General features: G+C 45.6%; 22 protein-coding genes and 1 riboswitch. Of the genes, 18 read left to right on the top strand and 4 right to left on the bottom strand.

Going from position 1 to position 23,125, the window contains the following annotated elements; genetic code table 11:
- Positions 1-172 precede the first annotated feature (172 nt).
- Both luxO and luxU read left to right on the top strand, forming a co-directional pair.
- The gene (gene luxO, locus NB463_RS08805) at positions 173-1,579 is read left to right on the top strand and encodes a quorum-sensing sigma-54 dependent transcriptional regulator LuxO (RefSeq protein WP_005396653.1); all 1,407 of its coding nucleotides are present in this window, start codon (positions 173-175) and stop codon (positions 1,577-1,579) included.
- On the top strand, positions 1,576-1,920 hold the full coding sequence (gene luxU / locus NB463_RS08800; RefSeq protein WP_176320045.1) for a quorum-sensing phosphorelay protein LuxU: 345 nt from the start codon (positions 1,576-1,578) through the stop codon (positions 1,918-1,920). Before luxO ends, luxU begins: the two co-directional genes overlap by 4 nt.
- Positions 1,921-2,032: 112 nt before the next feature.
- Here the strand turns inward: luxU and NB463_RS08795 are convergent, their stop codons facing one another.
- On the bottom strand, positions 2,033-2,929 hold the full coding sequence (locus NB463_RS08795) for a YvcK family protein (RefSeq protein WP_006742807.1): 897 nt from the start codon (positions 2,927-2,929) through the stop codon (positions 2,033-2,035).
- 175 nt (positions 2,930-3,104) lie between these two features.
- Positions 3,105-3,239, top strand: a riboswitch (molybdenum cofactor riboswitch).
- Here NB463_RS08795 and moaA point away from each other — a divergent pair.
- The 11 genes from moaA to NB463_RS08740 all read left to right on the top strand — a co-directional run bounded on the left by moaA (position 3,228) and on the right by NB463_RS08740 (position 13,334).
- Positions 3,228-4,217 carry a GTP 3',8-cyclase MoaA gene (moaA, locus tag NB463_RS08790; protein ID WP_006742808.1) on the top strand — a complete coding sequence of 330 codons (990 nt, stop codon included), beginning with the start codon at positions 3,228-3,230 and terminating at the stop codon, positions 4,215-4,217. It overlaps the preceding riboswitch by 12 nt.
- Before the next feature lie 105 nt (positions 4,218-4,322).
- On the top strand, positions 4,323-4,835 hold the full coding sequence (moaB, locus tag NB463_RS08785) for a molybdenum cofactor biosynthesis protein B (RefSeq protein WP_005396648.1): 513 nt from the start codon (positions 4,323-4,325) through the stop codon (positions 4,833-4,835).
- A 26-nt stretch (positions 4,836-4,861) separates the two neighbouring features.
- The gene (gene moaC, locus NB463_RS08780; RefSeq protein WP_005396647.1) at positions 4,862-5,341 is read left to right on the top strand and encodes a cyclic pyranopterin monophosphate synthase MoaC; all 480 of its coding nucleotides are present in this window, start codon (positions 4,862-4,864) and stop codon (positions 5,339-5,341) included.
- On the top strand, positions 5,338-5,595 hold the full coding sequence (gene moaD, locus NB463_RS08775; RefSeq protein ID WP_005396646.1) for a molybdopterin synthase sulfur carrier subunit: 258 nt from the start codon (positions 5,338-5,340) through the stop codon (positions 5,593-5,595). The genes moaC and moaD overlap by 4 nt, the downstream gene beginning before the upstream one ends.
- A 1-nt stretch (position 5,596) precedes the next feature.
- On the top strand, positions 5,597-6,052 hold the full coding sequence (moaE, locus tag NB463_RS08770; protein ID WP_048625774.1) for a molybdopterin synthase catalytic subunit MoaE: 456 nt from the start codon (positions 5,597-5,599) through the stop codon (positions 6,050-6,052).
- A 532-nt stretch (positions 6,053-6,584) separates the two neighbouring features.
- Entirely contained in the window at positions 6,585-8,261 is a 1,677-nt protein-coding gene (locus tag NB463_RS08765) for an ABC transporter substrate-binding protein (protein WP_150919154.1), read from the top strand.
- Positions 8,262-8,389: 128 nt separating this feature from the next.
- Positions 8,390-9,310 (top strand): oligopeptide ABC transporter permease OppB, encoded by a 921-nt coding sequence (gene oppB, locus NB463_RS08760; RefSeq protein ID WP_006742810.1) that lies wholly within the window; start codon positions 8,390-8,392, stop codon positions 9,308-9,310.
- A gap of 15 nt (positions 9,311-9,325) precedes the next feature.
- Positions 9,326-10,228, top strand: coding sequence for an oligopeptide ABC transporter permease OppC (oppC, locus tag NB463_RS08755; protein WP_005396642.1), 903 nt, complete (start codon positions 9,326-9,328; stop codon positions 10,226-10,228).
- Positions 10,229-10,255: 27 nt separating this feature from the next.
- Positions 10,256-11,227 carry an ABC transporter ATP-binding protein gene (locus NB463_RS08750; RefSeq protein ID WP_005396641.1) on the top strand — a complete coding sequence of 324 codons (972 nt, stop codon included), beginning with the start codon at positions 10,256-10,258 and terminating at the stop codon, positions 11,225-11,227.
- Positions 11,206-12,219, top strand: a complete 1,014-nt coding sequence (gene oppF / locus NB463_RS08745) for a murein tripeptide/oligopeptide ABC transporter ATP binding protein OppF (protein ID WP_309303502.1) — start codon at positions 11,206-11,208, stop codon at positions 12,217-12,219. The genes NB463_RS08750 and oppF overlap by 22 nt, the downstream gene beginning before the upstream one ends.
- 167 nt (positions 12,220-12,386) lie before the next feature.
- On the top strand, positions 12,387-13,334 hold the full coding sequence (locus tag NB463_RS08740) for a glutathione S-transferase family protein (protein WP_258432443.1): 948 nt from the start codon (positions 12,387-12,389) through the stop codon (positions 13,332-13,334).
- Between the two features lie 113 nt (positions 13,335-13,447).
- On the opposite strand, the gene NB463_RS08735 is transcribed toward NB463_RS08740, so the two are convergent.
- On the bottom strand, positions 13,448-13,870 hold the full coding sequence (locus NB463_RS08735; protein ID WP_012841581.1) for a DUF7282 domain-containing protein: 423 nt from the start codon (positions 13,868-13,870) through the stop codon (positions 13,448-13,450).
- A 286-nt stretch (positions 13,871-14,156) separates the two neighbouring features.
- Here NB463_RS08735 and NB463_RS08730 point away from each other — a divergent pair, with 286 nt between their 5' ends.
- Complete coding sequence (locus NB463_RS08730; protein WP_065646642.1) at positions 14,157-15,434, top strand: MgtC/SapB family protein; 1,278 nt, start codon at positions 14,157-14,159, stop codon at positions 15,432-15,434.
- Between the two features lie 111 nt (positions 15,435-15,545).
- Here NB463_RS08730 and pta read toward each other — a convergent pair whose 3' ends face one another.
- Together pta and NB463_RS08720 are read right to left on the bottom strand one after the other, a co-directional pair.
- On the bottom strand, positions 15,546-17,690 hold the full coding sequence (pta, locus tag NB463_RS08725) for a phosphate acetyltransferase (RefSeq protein WP_258432442.1): 2,145 nt from the start codon (positions 17,688-17,690) through the stop codon (positions 15,546-15,548).
- Between the two features lie 136 nt (positions 17,691-17,826).
- Positions 17,827-19,023, bottom strand: a complete 1,197-nt coding sequence (locus NB463_RS08720; RefSeq protein WP_005396635.1) for an acetate kinase — start codon at positions 19,021-19,023, stop codon at positions 17,827-17,829.
- A gap of 346 nt (positions 19,024-19,369) precedes the next feature.
- Between NB463_RS08720 and yfbV the strand changes: the two genes are divergently transcribed.
- From yfbV to NB463_RS08700, 4 genes are all read left to right on the top strand, one after another.
- On the top strand, positions 19,370-19,822 hold the full coding sequence (yfbV, locus tag NB463_RS08715) for a terminus macrodomain insulation protein YfbV (protein ID WP_005380809.1): 453 nt from the start codon (positions 19,370-19,372) through the stop codon (positions 19,820-19,822).
- 343 nt (positions 19,823-20,165) lie between these two features.
- On the top strand, positions 20,166-21,131 hold the full coding sequence (locus NB463_RS08710) for an ABC transporter substrate-binding protein (RefSeq protein ID WP_047010059.1): 966 nt from the start codon (positions 20,166-20,168) through the stop codon (positions 21,129-21,131).
- 176 nt (positions 21,132-21,307) lie between these two features.
- A complete protein-coding gene (locus tag NB463_RS08705; RefSeq protein ID WP_258432441.1) occupies positions 21,308-22,243 on the top strand; it encodes an ABC transporter permease in 936 nt (311 codons plus the stop codon).
- Positions 22,240-23,034, top strand: a complete 795-nt coding sequence (locus NB463_RS08700; RefSeq protein ID WP_258432440.1) for an ABC transporter ATP-binding protein — start codon at positions 22,240-22,242, stop codon at positions 23,032-23,034. The genes NB463_RS08705 and NB463_RS08700 overlap by 4 nt, the downstream gene beginning before the upstream one ends.
- Positions 23,035-23,125: the final 91 nt, after the last annotated feature.

Below are 23,125 nucleotides of genomic sequence, written 5' to 3'. Positions count from 1 at the left end.
GGCTAGGTGACCCGAGGGGTCACTAAACTATCAGCATGGTTTATGCCATTTTTTAAATAATTGATATTATTTTTGAATCCTTTCTTTTACCCATAATTTAGCTAATGTTATTTGCAAAATGCAAAGCGTAATGCGATTATTGTTTAAAACACAACAAAATATTAGCTAGGTTATGCAACAAAAATCTGAAGGTCCTAAATCTCGTTACCTTTTAATGGTTGAGGATACCGCATCCGTTGCGGCACTGTACCGCTCATACCTGACACCGCTTGGTATAGATATCAATATTGTCGGTACAGGTAGGGATGCCATTGAAAGTCTCAACCATAGAATTCCCGATCTTATTCTGCTCGATCTTCGTCTGCCAGATATGACGGGGATGGACGTTTTACACGCTGTAAAAAAGAGTCATCCAGACGTACCTATTATTTTTATGACCGCTCACGGTTCTATCGATACCGCGGTAGAAGCAATGCGTCATGGCTCTCAAGACTTTTTGATCAAACCGTGTGAAGCAGACCGTTTACGTGTCACGGTTAACAATGCGATTCGTAAAGCGACTAAGTTAAAAAACGAGGCTGATAACCCGGGAAATCAAAGTTATCAAGGCTTTATTGGCAGTAGTCAAACAATGCAACAGGTTTACCGCACGATTGATTCAGCAGCGAGCAGCAAAGCGAGTATCTTCATCACTGGTGAAAGTGGTACGGGTAAAGAGGTATGTGCCGAGGCAATCCATGCGGCAAGCAAGCGTGGTGACAAGCCTTTTATTGCGATTAACTGTGCTGCAATTCCAAAAGATTTGATTGAGAGTGAACTGTTTGGTCACGTGAAAGGTGCTTTTACCGGTGCAGCAAATGATCGTCAGGGTGCAGCGGAATTAGCGGATGGTGGCACACTTTTCCTTGATGAATTGTGTGAGATGGATTTAGATTTGCAAACCAAATTGCTACGATTTATTCAAACCGGCACGTTCCAAAAAGTGGGCTCATCAAAAATGAAGAGCGTGGATGTTCGCTTTGTTTGTGCAACTAACCGTGACCCATGGAAAGAGGTACAAGAAGGTCGATTCCGTGAAGATTTGTACTATCGTTTGTATGTCATTCCTTTGCATTTGCCACCTTTACGTGAACGAGGTGAAGATGTCATTGAAATTGCATATTCACTGTTAGGCTATATGTCGCACGAAGAAGGAAAAAGCTTCGTACGTTTTGCGCCTGATGTAATCGACCGATTTAATAGCTATGAGTGGCCTGGCAACGTTCGTCAGTTACAAAACGTGCTGCGCAATATCGTTGTTCTAAACAACGGTAAAGAAATCACGTTGGATATGTTACCGCCACCGCTGAATCAACCGCTTGACCGTCCGTCTTCTGTGGCGAAATTCATTGAGCCGAAAGTGATGACTGCGTCTGAGATTATGCCGTTGTGGATGACAGAAAAAATGGCGATAGAGCAAGCGATTGAAGCGTGTGATGGCAATATCCCCCGAGCGGCGGGATACCTTGATGTCAGTCCGTCGACGATTTACCGCAAGTTACAGGCTTGGAATGGCAAGGAAGAGCGGCAAAAAGTATGAGTGTGAATGTATTAAATCAGCAAAAAATCGATGAACTGTCGATGGAGATTGGCAGTGATAATGTTCCTGTTTTACTCGATATTTTCTTAGGGGAGATGGATACCTACATCGAGAATTTATCTCAGTTTCAAGGGGCAGAGCGATTGCGTTACCTAAAAGAAATCAGTCACGCGTTAAAAAGCAGTGCAGCGAGCTTTGGAGCAGACCGTCTTTGTCAATTGGCGATGTCGATAGATAAAAAAGCCAAAGCAGGTGAGTTAGCTGAAGAGTCAGACGAGTTAAAAACGATGTTCGATCTTTTGCACGAAACACGCGACGCTTATCGTGATTGGCAGCAGTAATGCATTGTTCTGATGAGGCTCTTACACAAAACCCTTCACGTACGTGAAGGGTTTTTTCATTGTTGACAGCGAGTAAACTTGAAGCTATCCCCTAGCTTTAGAGGGCGTTTTTTTAAATCGAAAGCCTTAGCTGGCTTTCAATAGCGAGCTTGAGTTTATCTCGGTCGTGACGCCAATCTCGGTTCGACGAAGCTAACGATTCCGTCACTACATTCCACTGGCTCAAGACTTCTTGCTCGGTTTCCTCTGCTAGAACCACGTCTATCTTCCTACCTTGGCAGGCACGCTCACACCATTCTAATTTTTGTGCCATGGTCATTCGTCCGGCTGGGCCGTACTCCGGGCTCAAGTTGGCAACGAAAATGACTTTTGCTTTCTCATTGGCGGCAATGGCTTTGCCGAGCTCAGGCAACAGCAAAGGAGGCATGATGCTGGTTAAAAAGCTGCCAGGACCAAGAATAATAGCGTCTGCTTCTGCCAGTGCAGTCACTGCTTCTTTAGTTGCAGGAACTTCTGGTGATAGATCGAGACGACGTAAATCGGTGTCCATCTCGTCTACATTCGTTTCTCCCGTGACCCACTTTCCATCCACGGATAACGCGGAAAGATCGGAAGGGTGTTCAGACATTGGAAGAATGTTAACGTCGACTTTTAACATGTTTCGAATCAGATTGATGGCATCTAACGGTCTGACCGATAAGTTATCGAGCGCCGTAAGCATCAAGTTACCGAGGTTATGACCATCAAGCTCGCCAGTACCTTTGAAGCGATATTCAAACATCATTGAACTGATCGACGGTTCTGTGATCAGCTGATTAATGCAGTTCCGTGTGTCGCCCCAGGCGATTCCACCTTGGCAGTGACGAATTCTTCCTGTTGAGCCACCATTGTCTGTTGTGGCGACAATGCCAGTTGCATTGCCGCCAAAATCCCGTAGTGCGGCCAACATTCGACCTAAGCCATGACCACCGCCAACAGCGACCACTTTTTTATCCGTGTAGATATTCATTACGTTCTTCTAATAATCTTGTAAAAAACGGCTACAATTTATCTTAAGGAGTGCTCGAAAGGTACTCACTTAGCGGTAAATTGTGTCTCTAGAGAGTTTTTTATCACTCAAGTCTGGATTCCAGTACAAATATTAAGTATTTTACACCGCAAAGCTATCAGAGGTTTCATATCTCTGGTTGCCATAACTCCGAGCTCACTATTGCTAAGTCCGAGGATAAGCGTTTTGAGCCAGTGGCGTACTGTCACAAGGGCATGATTGGAAATGGCCATGCCTCCCGTGTTTGGAAAGGTGTTCCGTGGCGCAACAATTCGAAGACAAATTTCATCGTAAGTTCTATTACTTGCGTCTGTCTGTGACCGACGTATGTAATTTCAAATGTACCTATTGCCTTCCTGATGGCTATAAGCCTTCGGGCAATAAAAACTCGTCTTTTTTATCTCTTCCTGAAATCAAACGGGTCGTAAAAGCGTTTGCTGATTGTGGCACGTCAAAAGTGCGCATTACTGGCGGTGAACCAAGTTTACGCAAAGATTTTACCGACATTATCCACTCAGTGGCGACGACGCCTGGTATCCAAAAAGTTGCAACGACGACCAATGGTTACCGCATGGCGAAGCAAGTCGCAGACTGGCGTGAAGCGGGCTTAACTCACATCAACGTTAGCGTGGACAGCCTTGATCCGCGTATGTTCCATCAAATCACGGGTGAAAATAAGTTCACTGAGGTGATGAATGGTATCGAGCGTGCGTTTGAAGTTGGTTATGAGCAAGTCAAAGTTAATGTGGTTTTGATGAAAGATCTGAACCATCACGAGCTGCCAGCGTTTCTTAACTGGATAAAAGATCGTCCAATCCAACTGCGCTTCATCGAATTGATGCAAACGGGTGAGATGGATGATTTATTCAATAAGCATCATGTGTCTGGCGTAGCAATTCGTAATCAGTTGATTGCGAACGGTTGGCTGCTTAAAGTGCGCTCTCATAATGACGGCCCCGCGCAAGTGTTTGTTCATCCAGATTACAAGGGTGAAATTGGCCTGATCATGCCGTATGAAAAAGACTTTTGTGAGAGCTGCAACCGACTACGCGTCTCTGCGATGGGTAAGCTGCATCTGTGTTTGTTTGGAGACCACGGTGTAGAACTACGTGATCTATTGGAACGTGATGAGCAAGAAAGCGAGCTTATTGAACGCATCCAAGCGCAGTTACAAACTAAGTCGGTGAGCCACTTCTTGCACGATGGTAATACGGGTATGACGCCACATCTGGCGTCTATCGGCGGCTAAATCAACTCAAATTTTGTAGGGAAAGCTTATTTATAGGCTAGCTTTCCCTCGCTTTTCTAGAATCGATACCAAACGTATCAAAGTTAAAAGAGAATAGGTGAACACATGGGTCACGCTGAAAGCAAATTTCAACCTGCAAATATTGCCGTTCTAACGGTATCTGACACTCGTACCGAAGAAAACGATACCTCTGGTCGCTACCTTGTTGAACACGCTCAAGAAGCGGGTCACAATGTTGTCGATAAGCAAATTGTTATTGATGATATGTACAAAATTCGCGCAATTGTTTCTCAGTGGATTGCGGACGACAATGTTCAAGCGATCATGATTACTGGTGGTACAGGGTTCACGTCACGTGACAGCACGCCAGAAGCGCTGAAGCCTCTGTTTGATAAAGAAGTAGAAGGTTTTGGTGAGTTATTCCGCATGGTGTCTTACGAAGAAATTGGTACGTCAACGATCCAATCGCGTGCAATTGCAGGTTTTGCTAACCATACAGTTATCTTCGCAATGCCTGGTTCAACAGGCGCGTGCCGCACTGGCTGGACGAAGATCATCAAGCAGCAGTTAGATGCAAGCCATCGCCCTTGTAACTTCATGCCGCACCTATCTGTATAACCTTTCCTAAAAGCGAAGGAAAAACAATGACTCAATTTACCCATATCAACGCGTCTGGCGAAGCTAACATGGTCGACGTGTCTGCAAAAGCTGAAACGGTTCGTGAAGCACGTGCAGAAGCATTTGTTCACATGGCCCCAGAAACCTTGCAACTGATTGTTTCCGGTCAGCATCATAAAGGTGATGTGTTCGCGACGGCTCGAATTGCTGGTATCCAAGCTGCAAAGAAAACGTGGGATTTGATTCCACTTTGTCATCCTCTGTTGCTTTCTAAAGTCGAAGTTCAGTTGGAGGCTATTGAGTCAGAAAACAAAGTTCGTATTGAATCTGTTTGTAAGCTTGCAGGTAAAACGGGCGTAGAAATGGAAGCGCTCACGGCGGCTTCTGTTGCTGCACTGACGATTTACGATATGTGTAAAGCGGTGCAAAAAGACATGGTTATCGGTCAAGTTCGTCTCCTAGAAAAGACGGGTGGAAAATCTGGACACTTCAAGGCGGAATCATGATTAAAGTACTTTTTTTTGCTCAGACTCGTGAGCTGATTGGTATCGACAGTGTCGAATTAGATGATCAATTTGAAACGGTTGAAGCGATTCGCGCACATCTCGTGGAAGAGGGCGCTGATAAAAATGGTAAGTGGGATTTGGCTTTAGAGCCAGGAAAGCTACTTGCTGCTGTTAATCAATCTATTGTCCCACTTGATACCGAAGTAAAAGCGGGGGATGAAGTTGCATTTTTCCCACCGGTAACCGGAGGTTAAGATGGACCCACGCGTCTCTGTACAAGTTGAAGACTTTTCCGTTGATCACGAATATCAACGTTTATCCGAAGGTACGGCTGCTGGTGCTGTCGTAACATTCATTGGTAAAGTTCGAGATATGAACCTTGGCGATAATGTTGTTGGTTTGCACTTGGAACACTACCCAGGCATGACTGAGAAGAGCTTGAGCGACATTTGCGATCAAGCTGAATCACGTTGGCCATTATTGGGCGTACGCGTGATTCATCGCGTTGGTGACATGGATAGCGGTGATCAAATCGTCTTTGTTGGTGTTTCAAGTGCACACCGTGGAGCAGCATTTGATGCTTGCGAGTTCATTATGGACTACTTGAAAACCAAAGCACCATTTTGGAAGAAAGAACGCACGACGAGTGAAGATCGTTGGATTGAGTCGCGCGATACTGATCACCAAGCTGCACAGCGTTGGGAAAAATAGAACCCACTCCTCATTCTAGTGAAAAAAGCTAAGTGTCAATGGCACTTAGCTTTTTTTGTACTTATCTTCATAATTCTGCTCATTTGACTTCAACACAACCCGTGCTCGCTCTGGTGATATTCTTCACAATAAAAGTTTTTAGCCCAATATATAAACAATTATTTGTTAGACTTCATTTGTCATAAATGTTAAATAATATGTAAATATCTAGCATAAGATGCTATCAAATGGTTTAAATGTAGATTAATCGAAAGTTTTGTCTGTGGAATGTCGCTTCTGGTCTCCATTTGGCTGGTGAATACTTTTTGATTAGAGTTTACTGCTAGATATGTGTGGTTTAGTCAGGATTATTGGTTTTTTTGCTACATTTTTATGGCAAATTACTTCAATGATTGCTAATGTGTGCCGCAGTCTTTGTAAGGTTTTAGGCTTTTGTGCTCAGAAAATGCACTAAAAAAATCTAAAACTCTGACCGTTCCAGGCCCTTACAAAGAAGTCATGGATGCTAACGAAAAAATTTGGAGTTTTACGCATGTATAAGAATAAAATCACGCGCGCTTTATTTATTGGTGCTGGTCTTTCTCTCGCTTTAGCTGGTTGTGGCGAAAAGCCTGTAGAGAAACAAGCTGCTGAGCCTGCTCCGGCTCCAGCCCCTGAAGCTAAATCTGATTCTAAAGAGCCAAAACTTGCTGCTGTTCAAGAATTGGTGCGTGGTAACGGTACAGAAGTTGCGACAATAGACCCTCATAAATCTCAAGGTGTTCCAGAATCCCACGTGATTCGCGATCTTCTTGAAGGCCTAGTAAACCAAGATGCGGACGGTAACACTATCCCTGGTGTTGCAGAATCTTGGGAAACTGAAGACAACAAAACATACACTTTCCACCTACGTGAAGACGCAAAATGGTCTAACGGTGATCCTGTTACTGCAGGTGATTTTGTATACAGCTTCCAACGCGCAGTCGACCCAGCAACCGCTTCTCCATACGCTTGGTACATGGAATACACCAAGATGAAGAACGCAAAAGACATTGTTGCGGGTAAAAAAGACAAGAGTGAGTTGGGTGTTAAAGCGGTTGACGACCACACGTTAGTGGTTGAGCTAGACACTGCTGTACCATACTTTGTGATGATGATGGGCCACACAACAGTGAAGCCTGTTCACCAAGCAACCGTTGAAAAGTTCGGCGATCAATGGACGAAGCCTGAGAACTTTGTAGGTAACGGTGCTTATGTTGTTGACAACTGGGTTGTAAACGAGCGTTTAGTTCTAAAACGTAACGAACAATACTGGGACAACGAAAACACGACGCTTGATCAAGTTACTTTCCTACCAATCGAAAACCAAGTAGCGGAAATGAACCGCTTCCTAGCAGGTGAAATCGACTTCACGAATGAACTGCCTACAGAGCACTTCAAGCGTTTGAAGCAAGAGCATCCAGAAGACGTGTCTGTATCGGGTAACTTGTGTACTTACTACTACATCTTCAACACGAAGAAAAAGCCGTTTGATGATGTTCGCGTACGTAAAGCGATTTCTTATGCGATTGACCGTAATATCGTGACTGATGCGATCCTAGCACAAGGTCAAAAGCCAGCTTATTTCCTAACGCCTGAAATCACGGCGGGTTTCAACCCAGAAATCCCTGCATACGGCAAAATGACGCAAGAAGAGCGTAATGCTGAAGCGGCGCGTCTACTGGAAGAGGCGGGTTACGGTGCAGACAACCCTCTTGAATTTAACCTTCTATACAACACGTCAGAGAACCACAAGAAACTTGCGGTTGCACTGGGTTCAATGTGGAAGAAGACGCTTGGTCTAGACGTTACGCTAGAAAACCAAGAGTGGAAAACTTACCTATCTACCAAAGATTCTGGCAACTTTGAGGTTGCTCGTGCAGGTTGGTGTGGCGACTACAACGAAGCTTCATCTTTCCTAACGCTGATGATGAGTAATAACACTACTGGTGGTATTCACTACGACAGCAAAGAGTACGATGCAATCATGAACAAAGCATTTGCTTCAACTTCTGACGAAGAGCGTCAAGCGCTTTACCTAGAAGCAGAGAAGTTGATGGCAAAAGATATGCCAATCGCACCTATCTACCAGTACGTGAAATCACGTCTACTATCACCGAAAGTTGGTGGCTTCCCAGTCAATAACGCGGAAGACAAGATTTACTCTAAAGATCTCTACATCACAGAGTAATTCGTAACTCGATAGAACTATAAAAATGAGGCTCTACATGTGAGAAATTGCATGTAGCGCCTATCTTTAGTCCAAAAGAATTGGACGACTTCTTTAATTTAACTGTCACAGACTGAAAGAGTGAGTTTATGCTTAAATTCATCGCAAAAAGGATATTTGAGGCGATCCCAACAATGTTGGTTTTGATCACCGTATCTTTCTTTCTTATGCGCTTTGCACCGGGAAACCCTTTCTCGACAGAGCGTCCATTGCCACCCGAAGTAATGGCAAATATCGAAGCTAAATATGGCTTAGATAAACCTGTATTTGAACAATACACCACGTATTTGACCAATGTTATCCAAGGGGATTTCGGGCCGTCATTTAAATACCTTGATTACTCGGTTAACGAGCTGATCGCGGTAGCCTTACCTGTTTCGGCTAAAGTGGGCTTCATCGCCTTTATCTTTACCCTGATTATGGGGGTTACCGTCGGTACCATTGCTGCGCTCAAGCAGAATACTTGGATTGATTACACCATCATGTCGACAGCGATGCTCGGCGTGGTAATGCCTTCTTTTGTATTGGCACCTGCTCTTATCTATCTGTTCTCGCTTCACTGGAATATCTTCCCTGCGGGCGGTTGGCAAGATGGTAGCTGGCAGTATTTAGTGCTTCCTGTCATTGGTATGTCACTACTGTATGTTGCAACCTTCGCTCGTATTACGCGTGGTTCGATGATCGAGACACTGAACAGTAACTTTATTCGTACGGCTCGTGCTAAAGGTCTAAGCTACCGTTACATTATCATCAAGCACGCTCTTAAGCCGGCACTTCTCCCTGTTGTTTCTTACATGGGTCCTGCTTTCGTAGGTATCATCACCGGTTCTGTTGTTATCGAAACCATTTTTGGTCTACCAGGTATTGGTAAGCTATTCGTTAATGCTGCGTTTAACCGTGACTACTCGCTAGTAATGGGTGTAACCATCCTGATTGGTTTCCTATTCATTTTATTCAACGCGATTGTAGATATTCTACTTGCAATGATTGACCCGAAAATTCGCTACTAACAGGGACGTTTGGTTATGTTAACGAAAAAAGAAAACCTAGAAGCGATTGAGAAGTTCTCCGAAAACTTGGAGATTGAAGGTCGCAGTCTTTGGCAAGATGCTCGTATCCGTTTTATGCGCAACAAAGCGGCAATGGTGAGCTTATTCCTTCTTGTTCTAATGACGTTGGCGGTGATTATTCTGCCAATGATCGCACCGCACACCTTTGATGATACTGACTGGTACGCGATGCACGTTGCACCGAATGCTGACCATTGGTTTGGTACCGACAGCTTAGGTCGTGACTTATACGTACGCACGCTAATCGGCGGTCGTATTTCGTTGATGGTGGGGGTCATGGGTGCATTTGTAGCTGTACTGATTGGTACGCTCTATGGCGCAGCATCTGGTTTTATCGGCGGTAAAGTTGACCGTGTGATGATGCGTATTCTAGAGATTTTGTACGCGGTACCGTTTATGTTCCTAGTTATCGTACTTGTGACATTCTTCGGTCGTAACATCATGCTGATCTTTGTCGCGATTGGTGCTATCGCATGGCTAGATATGGCGCGTATCGTACGTGGTCAGACACTCAGCTTACGTAGCAAAGAGTTCATCGAAGCTGCACATGTGTGTGGTGTTAGCAACTGGAAAATTATCACTCGTCATATCGTGCCGAATGTACTGGGTATCGTAGCGGTTTACTCTACGCTACTTATCCCGAGCATGATCCTGACGGAGTCATTCCTATCATTCCTTGGTCTTGGTGTTCAGGAACCGATGACAAGTTGGGGAGCCCTTCTACAAGAAGGTGCACAGACAATGGAAGTGGCAATCTGGCAGCTGGCATTCCCAGCCGTGTTCATGGTTGTGACGCTATTCTGCTTCAACTACGTTGGTGACGGCCTGCGCGATGCGCTGGATCCAAAAGACAGATAATTAAAAGATAAGATTAAGGAAGCAATGATGAGCTTATTAGATGTCAAAGATCTGCGCGTCGAATTCACCACGCAAGATGGTATCGTAACCGCAGTAAACGATTTGAACTTCTCTCTCAACCAAGGCGAAACCTTAGGTATCGTTGGAGAATCGGGATCAGGTAAATCTCAAACCGTATTCGCAATCATGGGCCTTTTGGCTAAAAACGGTATTATCTCTGGTAGCGCAAAGTTTGAAGGCAAAGAAATCTTAAACTTACCAGAAAAAGAACTGAACAAAGTTCGCGCTGAACAGATCGCAATGATCTTCCAAGACCCAATGACATCGCTGAACCCTTACATGAAGGTAAGTGACCAGTTGATGGAAGTGCTTATGCTGCATAAAGGCATGGGCAAAGCGGAAGCATTTGAAGAATCAGTACGCATGCTGGAAGCGGTGAAAATCCCTGAAGCGCGTAAGCGTATCACGATGTACCCGCATGAGTTTTCAGGCGGTATGCGTCAACGTGTAATGATCGCGATGGCGTTGTTATGTCGTCCTAAACTGCTTATTGCCGATGAGCCAACAACAGCACTTGATGTGACGGTTCAAGCACAGATCATGGACCTGCTTAATGAGCTTAAAGACGAGTTCAACACGGCGATCATCATGATCACGCACGACCTTGGTGTTGTTGCAGGTTCGTGTGACAAAGTGCTGGTGATGTATGCAGGTCGTACGATGGAGTACGGCAACGTAAACGAAATCTTCTATAATCCAAGCCACCCTTATGCAGAGGGTCTGTTGAAAGCGATCCCTCGCCTTGATACGGAAGGTGAAATTCTGCCAACCATTCCTGGTAATCCACCAAACTTGCTTCGTCTACCACCGGGCTGCCCTTATCAAGAGCGTTGTCACCGAGTGATGGATCGTTGTAAGCGTGAAGCGCCAATTCTGACTCCATTTGGTGATGGCCGTCAGCGCGCATGTTTTTCTGAATGGGAGGCTTGGAACAAATGAACGCAGTAGATAAAAAGCTAATTCTGGACATTTCAGAGCTGAAAGTTCACTTCAGCATTGCGTCAAAATCGGCATGGCCTTGGTCAAAGCCTTCAAGCCTAAAAGCGGTTGATGGGGTGAACGTTCGACTATACGAAGGGGAAACACTTGGTGTAGTAGGCGAGTCAGGTTGTGGTAAATCGACGTTTGCGCGCGCCATCATCGGTCTTGTTGAAGCGACGGATGGCGAAGTAGTTTGGTTGGGTCAAGATCTAACTAAGATGAAAGACGTCCAACGTCGTGAAACGCGTAAAGAAATCCAAATGATTTTCCAAGATCCTTTGGCATCTCTTAACCCACGTATGACGGTTGGCGACATTATTGCTGAGCCTCTTGAAACGTTCTACCCAGAACTGTCTAAGCAGGAAGTGAAAGACCGCGTTAAAGAAATGATGGCGAAAGTGGGTCTACTACCAAATGTGATCAACCGTTATCCGCATGAATTCTCGGGTGGTCAATGCCAGCGTATCGGTATTGCGCGTGCGCTTATCCTTAAGCCTAAGATGATCATCTGTGATGAACCCGTATCGGCGCTTGATGTATCTATTCAAGCTCAGGTTGTTAACCTGCTTAAAGAGATTCAAAAAGAACTAGGCCTTTCTCTGGTATTCATTGCGCATGATTTGTCAGTGGTTAAACACATCTCAGATCGTGTTTTGGTCATGTACTTAGGTAATGCTGTCGAGCTTGGTGAGGCGGAGGCGCTGTTTGCTGATCCTAAGCACCCATATACACGCGCATTGATGTCAGCGGTTCCGATTCCGGACCCGAACATTGAACGCAGTAAGAAAATCCAGATGCTGGAAGGCGACCTTCCTTCGCCGATCAGTCCACCATCGGGTTGTGTGTTCCGCACTCGTTGCCCACAAGCAACCGAAGAGTGTTCGAAGACGAAGCCAACGATTCAAGGGAACGACGTTCACGCGGTATCTTGTTTGCACGTTAGTGTATAAATTCAGCCTGTGACGGGCTTAAGCGCGACACCTTCATCGGGTCGCGCTTTTTTTATGCATCTGATTTATACATTCGAATTTCTTGAACATGATGTCCTAAGTTCAGTGATTTTCTGTTTGATAGGAAACGCTAATATAGCCATAAACAGAATGAGAGGAGCGCAATCATGGGTAAGTTGGTCGAAGGTGTTTGGCATGACGTCTGGTATGACACAAAATCAAATGGTGGCAAATTTGTGCGTGAAGATGCCGGATTCCGTAACTGGATTAAAAACGAACCTGATGCGGAGTTTAAACCAGAGTCTGGTCGATACCATTTGTATGTCTCTCTTGCTTGTCCTTGGGCACACCGAACGCTCATCTTCCGCAAGCTGAAAGGCTTAGAACCCCATATTGATGTCACGGTTGTTTGCCCTGATATGTTAAGCCAAGGCTGGCAAATGGGGCTTCCTGAGCCACTATTTGGTCACACTCGTATGCACCAAATCTACACGCAGGCCAAACCAGATTACACAGGCCGTGTAACTGTGCCTGTGCTTTGGGATAAAAAGACCAATACGATCGTGTCGAATGAGTCGTCAGAAATTATTCGTATGTTTAACTCGGAGTTCAATGCGTTAACAGGAAACCACGATGACTATTATCCAGAACAGCTAAAGCATGTTATTGACGAGTGGAACGATTTTGTTTATCCAAACGTCAACAATGGAGTGTATCGCTGTGGTTTTGCGACCACGCAAGAGGCATATGAAGAAGCATTCGATTCTTTATTTGCTGCGCTAGATAAAATCGATTTGCACCTAGCGACGCATCGTTATTTAGCGGGGAATACTATTACTGAGGCTGATTGGCGTTTGTTTACGACTCTGATCCGTTTCGATGTCGTGTATGTGGGTCACTTCAAATGTAACAAGCAGCGCATCGCAGACTACGAAAATATTCAAGGATACTTAAAAGAGTTGTATCAAGTCGAAGGCGTCGAAGAAACCACGGATTTCTACCATATTAAACGTCACTACTATTTCAGCCACACTGGTATTAACCCGACGCAAGTTGTACCCAAAGGGCCTGATTTAGACTTAAACTCTCCTCATGGAAGAGAAATAATTAGCTAGTTTGCTGCCTCCATCAGAAATGAAAAAGTACTTAACGGTTAGCAATATCGTTAAGTACTTTGATGCCAACTAAATACTAGGAGCAGGAGAGTGACTCTTAAGTGTGCGCTCGTCTACTTAGCGCGTACGACGTCCATCACTAATTTTCCGTCGACTTTTACAGGGCCATCTTCTTTGGCTCCGAGTGTATATTCAAATACGCCAGTCTTCATTCCCCCTTTTTCTCCGTGGACCATTAGCATCAGCATGTCGCCAGACTCAACCGGTTCCATCAAAATTGCATTCACGTTCTCATTCTGTCCCATCTTTAGTGGGGCATAGCCGATAACAGGGCCAGGCTTCATTGATTCGTCCGTTCGGTGGACGACCATCCATCCGTTGTCGTCAGCATGAGCCATTTTTGCGGTTACCGTTCCTCCGGACATATCTTGATCAACGCCTTTAATGCTTGGGGCAGAAAAGCTGAATGAAGAAAAACTGAACAGAATTGCAGCTAAACCAAGCTTTAGCAGTGAGTTGTTGATGGAGTTGTTCATATGTATTCCTTACTTATGTGTGAGTTTGCTTAATAGCAGTCCATCTTCGTTACGTAGTTCGAGTAAGAAAGTTCAGTTGAAATGTAAATAATGCTGATAAATTGAACAGGGAGGGCCGCTTCGTTCTATTACGTTTTGGTGGTAGATAAAAGAATAATGAAATTATAAGACGCAATGGTAAGCAGGGAACCGGGGCCATTTTCTGATTATCCTCTCATCGTCACAGCTTCTTACCCATATTCAAATAAACTAATGATATAACAACCGCTTTTTAACGGGGTGATGCATGGATATCAATGAGTTTGTCAGTGGCGAGCATCTAATTTGGAATCTGCTTATTGCTCTATTACTAGGGGCAATTGTTGGCACCCAACGTGGCTGGGTGATGCGCAATAGCGTAGAAGGCAGTCGTGTAGCAGGCATTCGTACTTTTTCTTTAGTCGGTTTACTCGGTGGTTTAGTTGGCATTCTCGCCAACATCTATACACCTTTACTCATTGGTTTTGCGCTTATCGCTTTAGTCATCCTCACTTGCATCGCTTTTGTTATACAGCAGAAAAAGAGCGGAGATGTGAGCATCACTGGCGTGGTTAGTATCATGGTGGTGTTTGTTCTGGGTAACCTTACCGTGTCGGGTGAGGCTGTTTTGGCTGCAGCAGCGGCCGTTATTACCGCGGTGGTGCTTGATAACAAAAGAGAGCTACATCAAGCGCTACAAAAACTGCAAGAGTATGAGTTAGACGCAGCACTGCGTTTATTACTTATCTCGATAGTCATGTTACCACTGTTACCAAATCAATCTTACGGCCCTTGGAATGCACTTAACCCGTATGAGATTTGGTGGATGGTTGTGCTGATCGCTAGTATCTCTTTTGTCGGTTATTTTGCGATAAAGATCGGCGGGGCGAAGCGAGGTATTTTGTTTACGTCTGTATTTGCGGGGCTTAGCTCTTCGACAGCATTAACATTGCAGTTTTCCCATCTTTCTCGTGAGCAAGCGAGCATCAGCCCGTTACTCGCTAGTGGTATTCTTTTGAGCTGCGGAACCATGTTCCCTCGTTTACTTATCGTACTGTCTGTTATCAATCCACAATTAGTGAAACTGCTTTGGCCAATTGTGATGGCGATGATGGTTGCGCTGTACATTCCGGCATGGTGGATTTGGCGCAGAAGTGAAGTTGAGCAGATTGAGCAATCAAATAAGCAAACGAACCCTCTTGCTTTGCAGTCGGCACTGTTCTTTGGCCTCGTGTTGGCGGTGATTATGCTGCTTGCTCATGCTTTGTCTGACTGGTTCGGCAACGCGGGTGTGTTGATCCTTTCTGCTTTATCAGGGATTACTGACGTTGATGCGATCTCGTTAACCCTCGGGCGTCAAAGTACGCAAACATTGAGCGTGACCACTGCTGCGTTAGGCATTTTGATTGCCGCTTCGGTTAATACCATTGTGAAAATGGGGATGGTCATCGCGATAGGGGATAAGAAGCTTTGGCGCCGAATCGCACCAGTGATGACAGGTTGTGTTGTGGTTGGGGCTGGGGTATTTATGGCGCTGTATTCGTAAGAGCGTATTAGTGCTATTGCTAATAGCCTCTTTGCTGTGTGGCCAACAATAGAAAAAGCCCTCGACGAATCGAGGGCTTTGGATAGTTGTCCAACTAGATGTCAGAAGCGATTATTTAGCTTCTTGGTCTGCTTGGATTGCTGTTAGAGCGATTGTGTACACGATATCGTCTACTAGCGCGCCACGAGACAAGTCGTTTACAGGCTTGCGCATACCTTGCAGCATTGGACCGATAGAAACTAGGTCAGCTGAACGTTGTACCGCTTTGTAAGTCGTGTTACCCGTGTTTAGGTCTGGGAATACGAATACTGTCGCTTTACCTGCTACTGGAGAGTTAGGCGCTTTAGACGCTGCCACGTTTTCCATGATAGCTGCGTCGTACTGTAGAGGACCGTCGATCACTAGATCAGGACGCTTCTCTTTCGCGATGCGAGTTGCCTCACGTACTTTATCAACGTCTGCACCCTTACCAGATTCACCAGTAGAGTAAGAGATCATAGCAACGCGAGGGTCGATACCGAATGCTGCTGCAGAGTCAGCAGATTGGATAGCGATTTCAGCAAGCTGTTCAGCGGTTGGATCTGGGTTGATCGCACAGTCACCGTAAACCAGTACTTGATCAGGCAGAAGCATGAAGAATACTGAAGATACGATAGACGCATTTGGTGCAGTCTTGATGATTTGGAACGGAGGAACGATAGTGTTCGCCGTAGTATGAACAGCACCAGAAACTAGGCCGTCAACTTCGTCGTTCTCAAGCATCATTGTGCCTAGGAATACGGAATCTTGTAGCTTCTCACGAGCCACAACTTCCGTCATGCCTTTCGCACCGCGCAGCTCAACTAGACGAGCAACGTAGTTTTCACGAACAGCATCGGCATCGATGATGGTTACGCCAGTACCTAGCTCAACGCCTTGTTGAGCCGCTACGCGACGGATTTCATCTGGGTTACCTAGAAGTACACAGTCTGCAATACCGCGCTCAGCACAGATTGCTGCCGCTTTAACAGTACGTGGTTCGTCACCTTCTGGAAGAACGATACGCTTGCCTGCTTTACGAGCAAGTTCAGTTAGCTGGTAACGGAACGCTGGTGGGCTTAGACGACGAGACTTCTGAGTGCCTTCAGTCATTGACTCGATCCAGTTACCGTCGATGTGACCAGCAACGTGCTCGTTGATGAACTCGATACGCTCTTTATCGTCTGCAGGTACTTCGATGCTGAAGCTCTGTAGGTTTAGAGATGTCTGCCAAGTGTTACCTTGTGCTTTGAAGATAGGTAGACCAGTGTCGAACGCTGGTTTACATAGACCTTCGATTTCGCAAGGGATGTCGTAACCGCCAGTTAGCAGTACAGCACCAATATCCACACCGTTCATTGCAGCAAGAGAAGCAGCAACGATAACATCAGGACGGTCTGCAGAAGTAACAAGTAGAGAGCCAGGTTTGAAATGCTCAATCATGTTTGGCAGAGAACGTGCACAGAAAGTGATGCTCTTGATGCGACGAGTGTTGATGTCACCTTCGTTGATGATATCTGCTTTCAGGTGCTTAGCCATGTCGATTGCACGAGTCGCAATCAGATCAATGCTCCATGGCACGCAACCTAGTACACGAATTGGAGAAGTGTTGAAGATTTCCATCACTTTCAATTCGTTTTGTTTTGCGCTATCTGCATCGTCAAAGATTTCAGATAGGTCAGGGCGAGTACGGCCAGCTTCGTCAACAGGAGCGTTTAGCTTGTTGATGATAACGCCAGAGATGTTTTTGTTCTTAGTGCCGCCGAAGTTAGAACATGCTACTTCGATACGCTCTTTCAGTTGCGCTGGGTTATCAGTACCTGGAGTCGCAACTAGCACGATTTCTGCACCAAGTGTTGCCGCGATTTCCGCGTTTACTTGGTTTGCAAATGGGTGCTTACGAGTAGGTACAAGACCTTCGATTAGCGTAACGTCTGCGTCTTTGTTGATTTGGTTGTAACGTTCAACAACGGTTTCTAGCAGCTCGTCCATGTTGTCGTTACCGATTAGGCTTTCAGCAACAGACATCGCCATTGGTTCACCGATCTTCATATCGCTGTTGTGGCCAACGATAGTTGAAGTCAGATCTGGCTGATCACCACCTGAACGTGGCTGACAGATTGGCTTGTAGAAAGAAACTTTAACGCCTTTACGCTCCATAGCGCGAAGAACACCCATGCTAACGCTTGTTAGGCCAACGCCTGCGCTAGTAGGGATAAGCATAATAGTACGAGACATTCGTAGAGTACCTTTAGCTATTTGGGGGATAAAAGCTCAACTCTTATTCCATGAAGCTCGAAGAATAGGAGTTGAGCCCCTAAGAAATTCGTTTGAATGAAAATCTGGCTAGCCGAGTGGCTAGCCAGTAATTCAATTAAAGACCTGTCAGGCGTGCAGTGTCTTCAGCGATGACTAGCTCTTCGTTAGTAGAGATAACCATTGCAGGGATACGGCTGTTTTCAGTCGTGATAACGCCTTCGCCGCCGAAGCGAGCTTTAAGGTTAGCTTCGCTATCTACTTCGATACCGAAGATGCCAAGACGATTTAGAACCATTTCACGGATAGGGCCAGAGTTCTCGCCGATACCGCCAGTGAAAGTGATTGCGTCTAGACGGCCGTCCATTGAAGCAGTGTAGCCAGCTACGTACTTAGCTAGACGGTGGCAGAACACGTCCATTGCGCGTGTTGCTTCTTCTTTCTCACCGTAGTTGTCTTCAACGAAGCGACAGTCAGAAGTCACTTCAGTTAGACCTTGAAGACCAGACTCTTTAGTTAGCATCGTGTTGATTTGATCAACAGAGTAACCTAGAGCGTCGTGTAGGTGGAAGATGATCGCAGGGTCGATGTCGCCACAGCGAGTACCCATTACTAGACCTTCAAGTGGAGTAAGACCCATAGAAGTGTCTACAGATTGACCGTTCTTGATTGCACATACAGACGCGCCGTTACCTAGGTGACAGTTGATGATGTTTACTTCTTCAACTGGTTTGTTTAGTAGGCCAGCAACTTCACGAGTGATGAACAAGTGAGAAGTACCGTGCATACCGTAACGACGGATACCGTGTTCTTTGTATAGGTTGTATGGAAGAGCGTATAGGTAAGACTCTTCAGGCATAGTTTGGTGGAACGCAGTGTCAAATACAGCAACGTTTTTCAGCTCTGGGAAGTTTTTCTTAGCCGCTTCGATACCGATGATGTGAGCAGGGTTATGAAGAGGTGCAAATGTTGCAGCGTCTTGAATACCTTTTAGAACTTCATCAGTGATTAGTGCAGATTGAGTGAACTGCTCGCCGCCGTGAACGATACGGTGACCGATTGCGCCTAGGTTAGCTTTAAGCTCTGGCTTAGAAGCAAGAATAGTTTCTACCATAAACGCTAGTGCTTCTTCGTGAGCTGCACCATTGCCTAGTTGAGCTTCGTGCTTGCCATCAAGTTTCCACTTGATGCGAGCTTCAGGAAGGTGAAGACACTCAGCAAGACCTGATAAGTGCTCGTCGCCGTTCTCGGCATCAACAACGGCAAATTTAAGAGAAGAACTACCGCAGTTTAAAACTAAAACTAGCTTAGACATGTATGACTACCTGTTATTCGTCTGATAAAAAATCAGTTAAAGAATGAAAAATTAATCACAAGAATAGCCGATACCCAGAAGGCTGCGTACTAATCCTGGTCAAAAATTGTTCTAATTCCATATAAAGAAATAGTGATGAACCCATCCATCACTATGATGCGATCCGTGCAGATAGATATCTCGGAGTTGCTTAAATTGTAAATAACAGCAACAATGAGATTGAGGGTCTGCAAAGGATAGCGATAATAAGCAATGATAACAAAAAAAATTTGAAAGAATATTAACTTTCATCAATTTTTTGTACCTTCAGTTGAAATGTTCAACTATTTTTTAGTGAGAGAGCGGTATGAGTAATAAAGTCGGATTGATCCATAGCCTGAAAGATGGCCAGAATTACATGGAGATCTGGCCGGTTCGTAAAGAGCTAAGCGCCATATTTCCAGAACAGCGTATCATTAAGGCGACTCGCTTTGGCATTAAAGTCATGCCAGCCGTTGCTGCGATCAGCGTACTCACTCAAATGGCATTCAACAATTACCACGCGTTACCTCAATCCATTGTTGTTGCCTTGTTTGCGATTAGCTTGCCACTTCAAGGCATTTGGTGGCTTGGTGCTCGATCCAACACGAAATTGCCGCCTTCTCTGGCGTCTTGGTATCGGGAGCTACATCAAAAGATTGTGGAAACAGGTTTTGCACTAGAGCCTGTTAAAGCTCGCCCTCGTTATAAAGAGCTTGCGATAATATTGAATCGAGCGTTTCGTCAGCTTGATAAGTCCTCACTAGAGCGTTGGTTCTAATTTAAATTGTTTGAAATGGAGTGTGCATTAGCCACTCCATTTTTGATCCTGCCTGTGATTACCTTGCGCTTTAGCCACTCCTACCATCTTTGATGGTGCGTACATTACTTGGTTTACCAAGGATTCTTATCGAGATGAAGAGACCTCTCGATCACAAATGTTGCTTTAGTGTTAAATCTTTCTTTTCTTTACTAAGACTTAGTAGTAATAATAAAAACAAGATGCGCAATAAGTGCACAGTTATACGAACACAACATTACCCCCTTCAAACATTTGAATTCACGAGTCGATATTCATGTTGAATGCTCGCGAAACAAGGACGAAGTCACATCAAGGAGTTATGATGAAAACGAAACGTTTATTAGCCACTGCCGTTCTATCTGCTACTGCTATTTTCTCTTCTGCCAATGTACTGGCCGCCACTGCAACCGTTGCAGTTTCACAAATTGTCGAACACCCCGCGTTAGACGCGACGCGTCAAGGATTGCTTGATGGTTTAAAAGCGAAAGGCTACGAAGAAGGCAAAAATCTAGAATTTGATTATAAGACCGCACAGGGTAACCCTGCGATTGCAGTGCAAATTGCCCGTCAGTACGTCGGCGAAAATCCTGATGTGTTAGTGGGTATCGCGACGCCTTCGGCACAAGCCTTGGTGTCGGCAACGCGCTCTATTCCTGTTGTCTTTACTGCGGTAACAGACCCGGTCGGTGCGAAATTGGTTAAGTCGATGGAACAACCAGGCAAAAACGTAACTGGCCTGTCTGATCTTTCACCCGTTGCTCAGCATGTCGATCTCATCCAAGAAATTCTCCCTCAGGTGAAAAGCATCGGGGTTGTATTTAATCCCGGTGAAGCTAATGCCGTGACTTTGGTTGAACTGCTAAAAGAAAGCGCAGAAGCAAAAGGCATACAAGTGGTTGAAGCGACCGCACTAAAAAGTGCTGATGTTCAGTCTGCGACTCAAGCGATTGCAGCGAAATCAGACATTCTTTACGCCCCAACAGACAATACAGTTGCAAGTGCGATTGAAGGGATGATTGTGGCAGCGAATCAAGCGAAAAAACCTGTCTTTGGTGGTGCGACGTCATATGTCGAAAAAGGAGCAATTGCAGGCTTAGGTTTTGACTACTACCAGGTTGGTGTGCAAACCGCTGATTACGTGGCGGCGATTCTTGATGGTCAAGAACCAGGCAAGCTGGATGTAAAAGTTGCGACGGGCTCTGACCTCGTAATTAATGAAAGCGCAGCATCTAAGCTCGGTATCAAGCTGCCAAGTTCTGTGGTTGAACGTGCGACAAGCATGCAATAAGTAACGCTCTTTTTTGGGGTTAGGGCCTTCACGTCTGTTGATAGAGGCTTGCCCCAAAGTTGATACTCGCCGGACTTCTCGTGTAGAGCATTCTGCTAAAGAAGATGGGAGTATACGTTAGAAGTCTTAAGTTCAGGTTGGTATGAGCCAGCCTGAACATGCAGAAAGGAGCAGTTATGTCTGCATTTGCTTTTTTTGGCGCACTCGAAATTGGCTTAATTTATGGCCTAGTTGCCTTGGGTGTGTATCTTACGTTTCGTGTTCTCGATTTCCCCGATTTGAGTGTGGATGGCAGCTTTCCAATGGGAGCGGCGGTGGCTGCAACGGCGATTGTCGCAGGTGTTAATCCTTGGCTTGCGACAATAATGGCGATGATAGCCGGTAGTATGACGGGTTGGGTAACCGCTTTTCTGGCTGTTCGATGTGGTATTTTGCACCTGTTAGCTTCCATTCTTACCATGATCGCGGCATTTTCAATCAATATTCGTATTATGGGCAAACCTAATATGGCGTTGCTTGGAGAGGATACGATTCTCACGCCGTTTGAAGCCTTGGGCGATCCGATGTTCATTCGTCCTCTGGTTGTTGGGGTCTTAGTTCTTTTGTCCGCTTTCTTTGTGATTCGCTTGCTCAACAGCGACTTTGGTCTTGGTTTACGAGCCACGGGCGTGAATGCGCGTATGGTTTCTGCGCAAGGGGCGAGCACTGGTTTTTATACCTACTTTGGGTTGGCTTTATCCAACGGTTTTGTCGGATTTGCAGGCGCGTTGTTTGCACAAACGAACAGCTTTGCAGATGTGACCTCTGGCGTGGGCACCATTGTGGTTGGTTTGGCTGCTGTGATTTTGGGCCAGACCCTTATTCCCGGGCGAAAAATTTGGGTTGCGGTATTTGCTGTCATCATCGGTTCGGTGCTTTATCGTCTTGCTGTAGCTTTCGCTTTGAGCTCTGGCATGTTTGGTTTACAAGCTTCAGACCTCAACCTTGTTACCGCAGTATTGGTGGCTGTGGCGCTTATTGCTCCAAAGCTAAAACAGAGCATGAGAGCGAAACAACGCGTTACCGATGCTAAACAAGCGGCATCAAAAAATGGTTCGGGGGAGGCGTTATGATTGAACTTAATAACATTCAGGTCACGTTCAACCCAGGGACGATTTTAGAAAATCGTGCATTGAAAGGCGTCTCTTTAGAGGTTCCAGAGCATCAATTTCTTACCGTGATTGGATCTAATGGCGCAGGAAAATCGACGTTGCTTGGCGCGGTAACAGGTGAGACGCCGATGATAGGTGGTCAGGTGCTCATTGATGGCAAAGACGTCACCAAGCAGACGGTTGCCCAACGTGCGACGCAATGCGCACGAGTGTTTCAAGATCCATTGGCCGGAACCTGTGGAGAGCTAACGATAGAAGAGAACATGGCTTTAGCGTACATGCGTGGTAAAAAACGCAGTTGGGGTTTGGCGCTTTCAGCTAAACGTCGCAAGTTGTTCCAAGAGCGAATTAGCATCCTAGGGCTTGGTTTAGAAGATCGTCTGGGCGATAGCATTGGCTTACTGTCCGGTGGACAACGACAAGCCGTTAGCCTTGTGATGGCGACGTTATCGGAGAGTAAGTTGTTATTGCTTGATGAACACACGGCTGCGCTTGATCCTCGTATGGCGGCGTTTGTTATCGACTTAACTAAACGTATTGTCGATGAGTTCGATTTAACCGTGATGATGGTGACGCATTCGATGAAAGACGCATTAGCATGTGGCGATAGGACCGTAATGCTTCACCAAGGTGAAATTGTGCTAGATGTGGCTGGAGAGCAGCGCGCTAACATGCAAGTACCAGACTTGTTGGATATGTTCTCCAAAGTGCGTGGTGAAGAGCTTGCAGATGACAGTCTCTTGTTGAACTAAGCGGTATCCGACAAGTCACTACGCCTACTAAGTGTGATCCTCCTTGGGAAAATTGGCTGATATGTCAACTCGCAAGGAGGATTTCTTGTCT

Source organism: Vibrio sp. RM-41-2B, assembly GCF_024744415.1.
Lineage (GTDB): Bacteria > Pseudomonadota > Gammaproteobacteria > Enterobacterales > Vibrionaceae > Vibrio > Vibrio diabolicus.
This window is presented reverse-complemented; position numbering and strand designations above follow the sequence as displayed.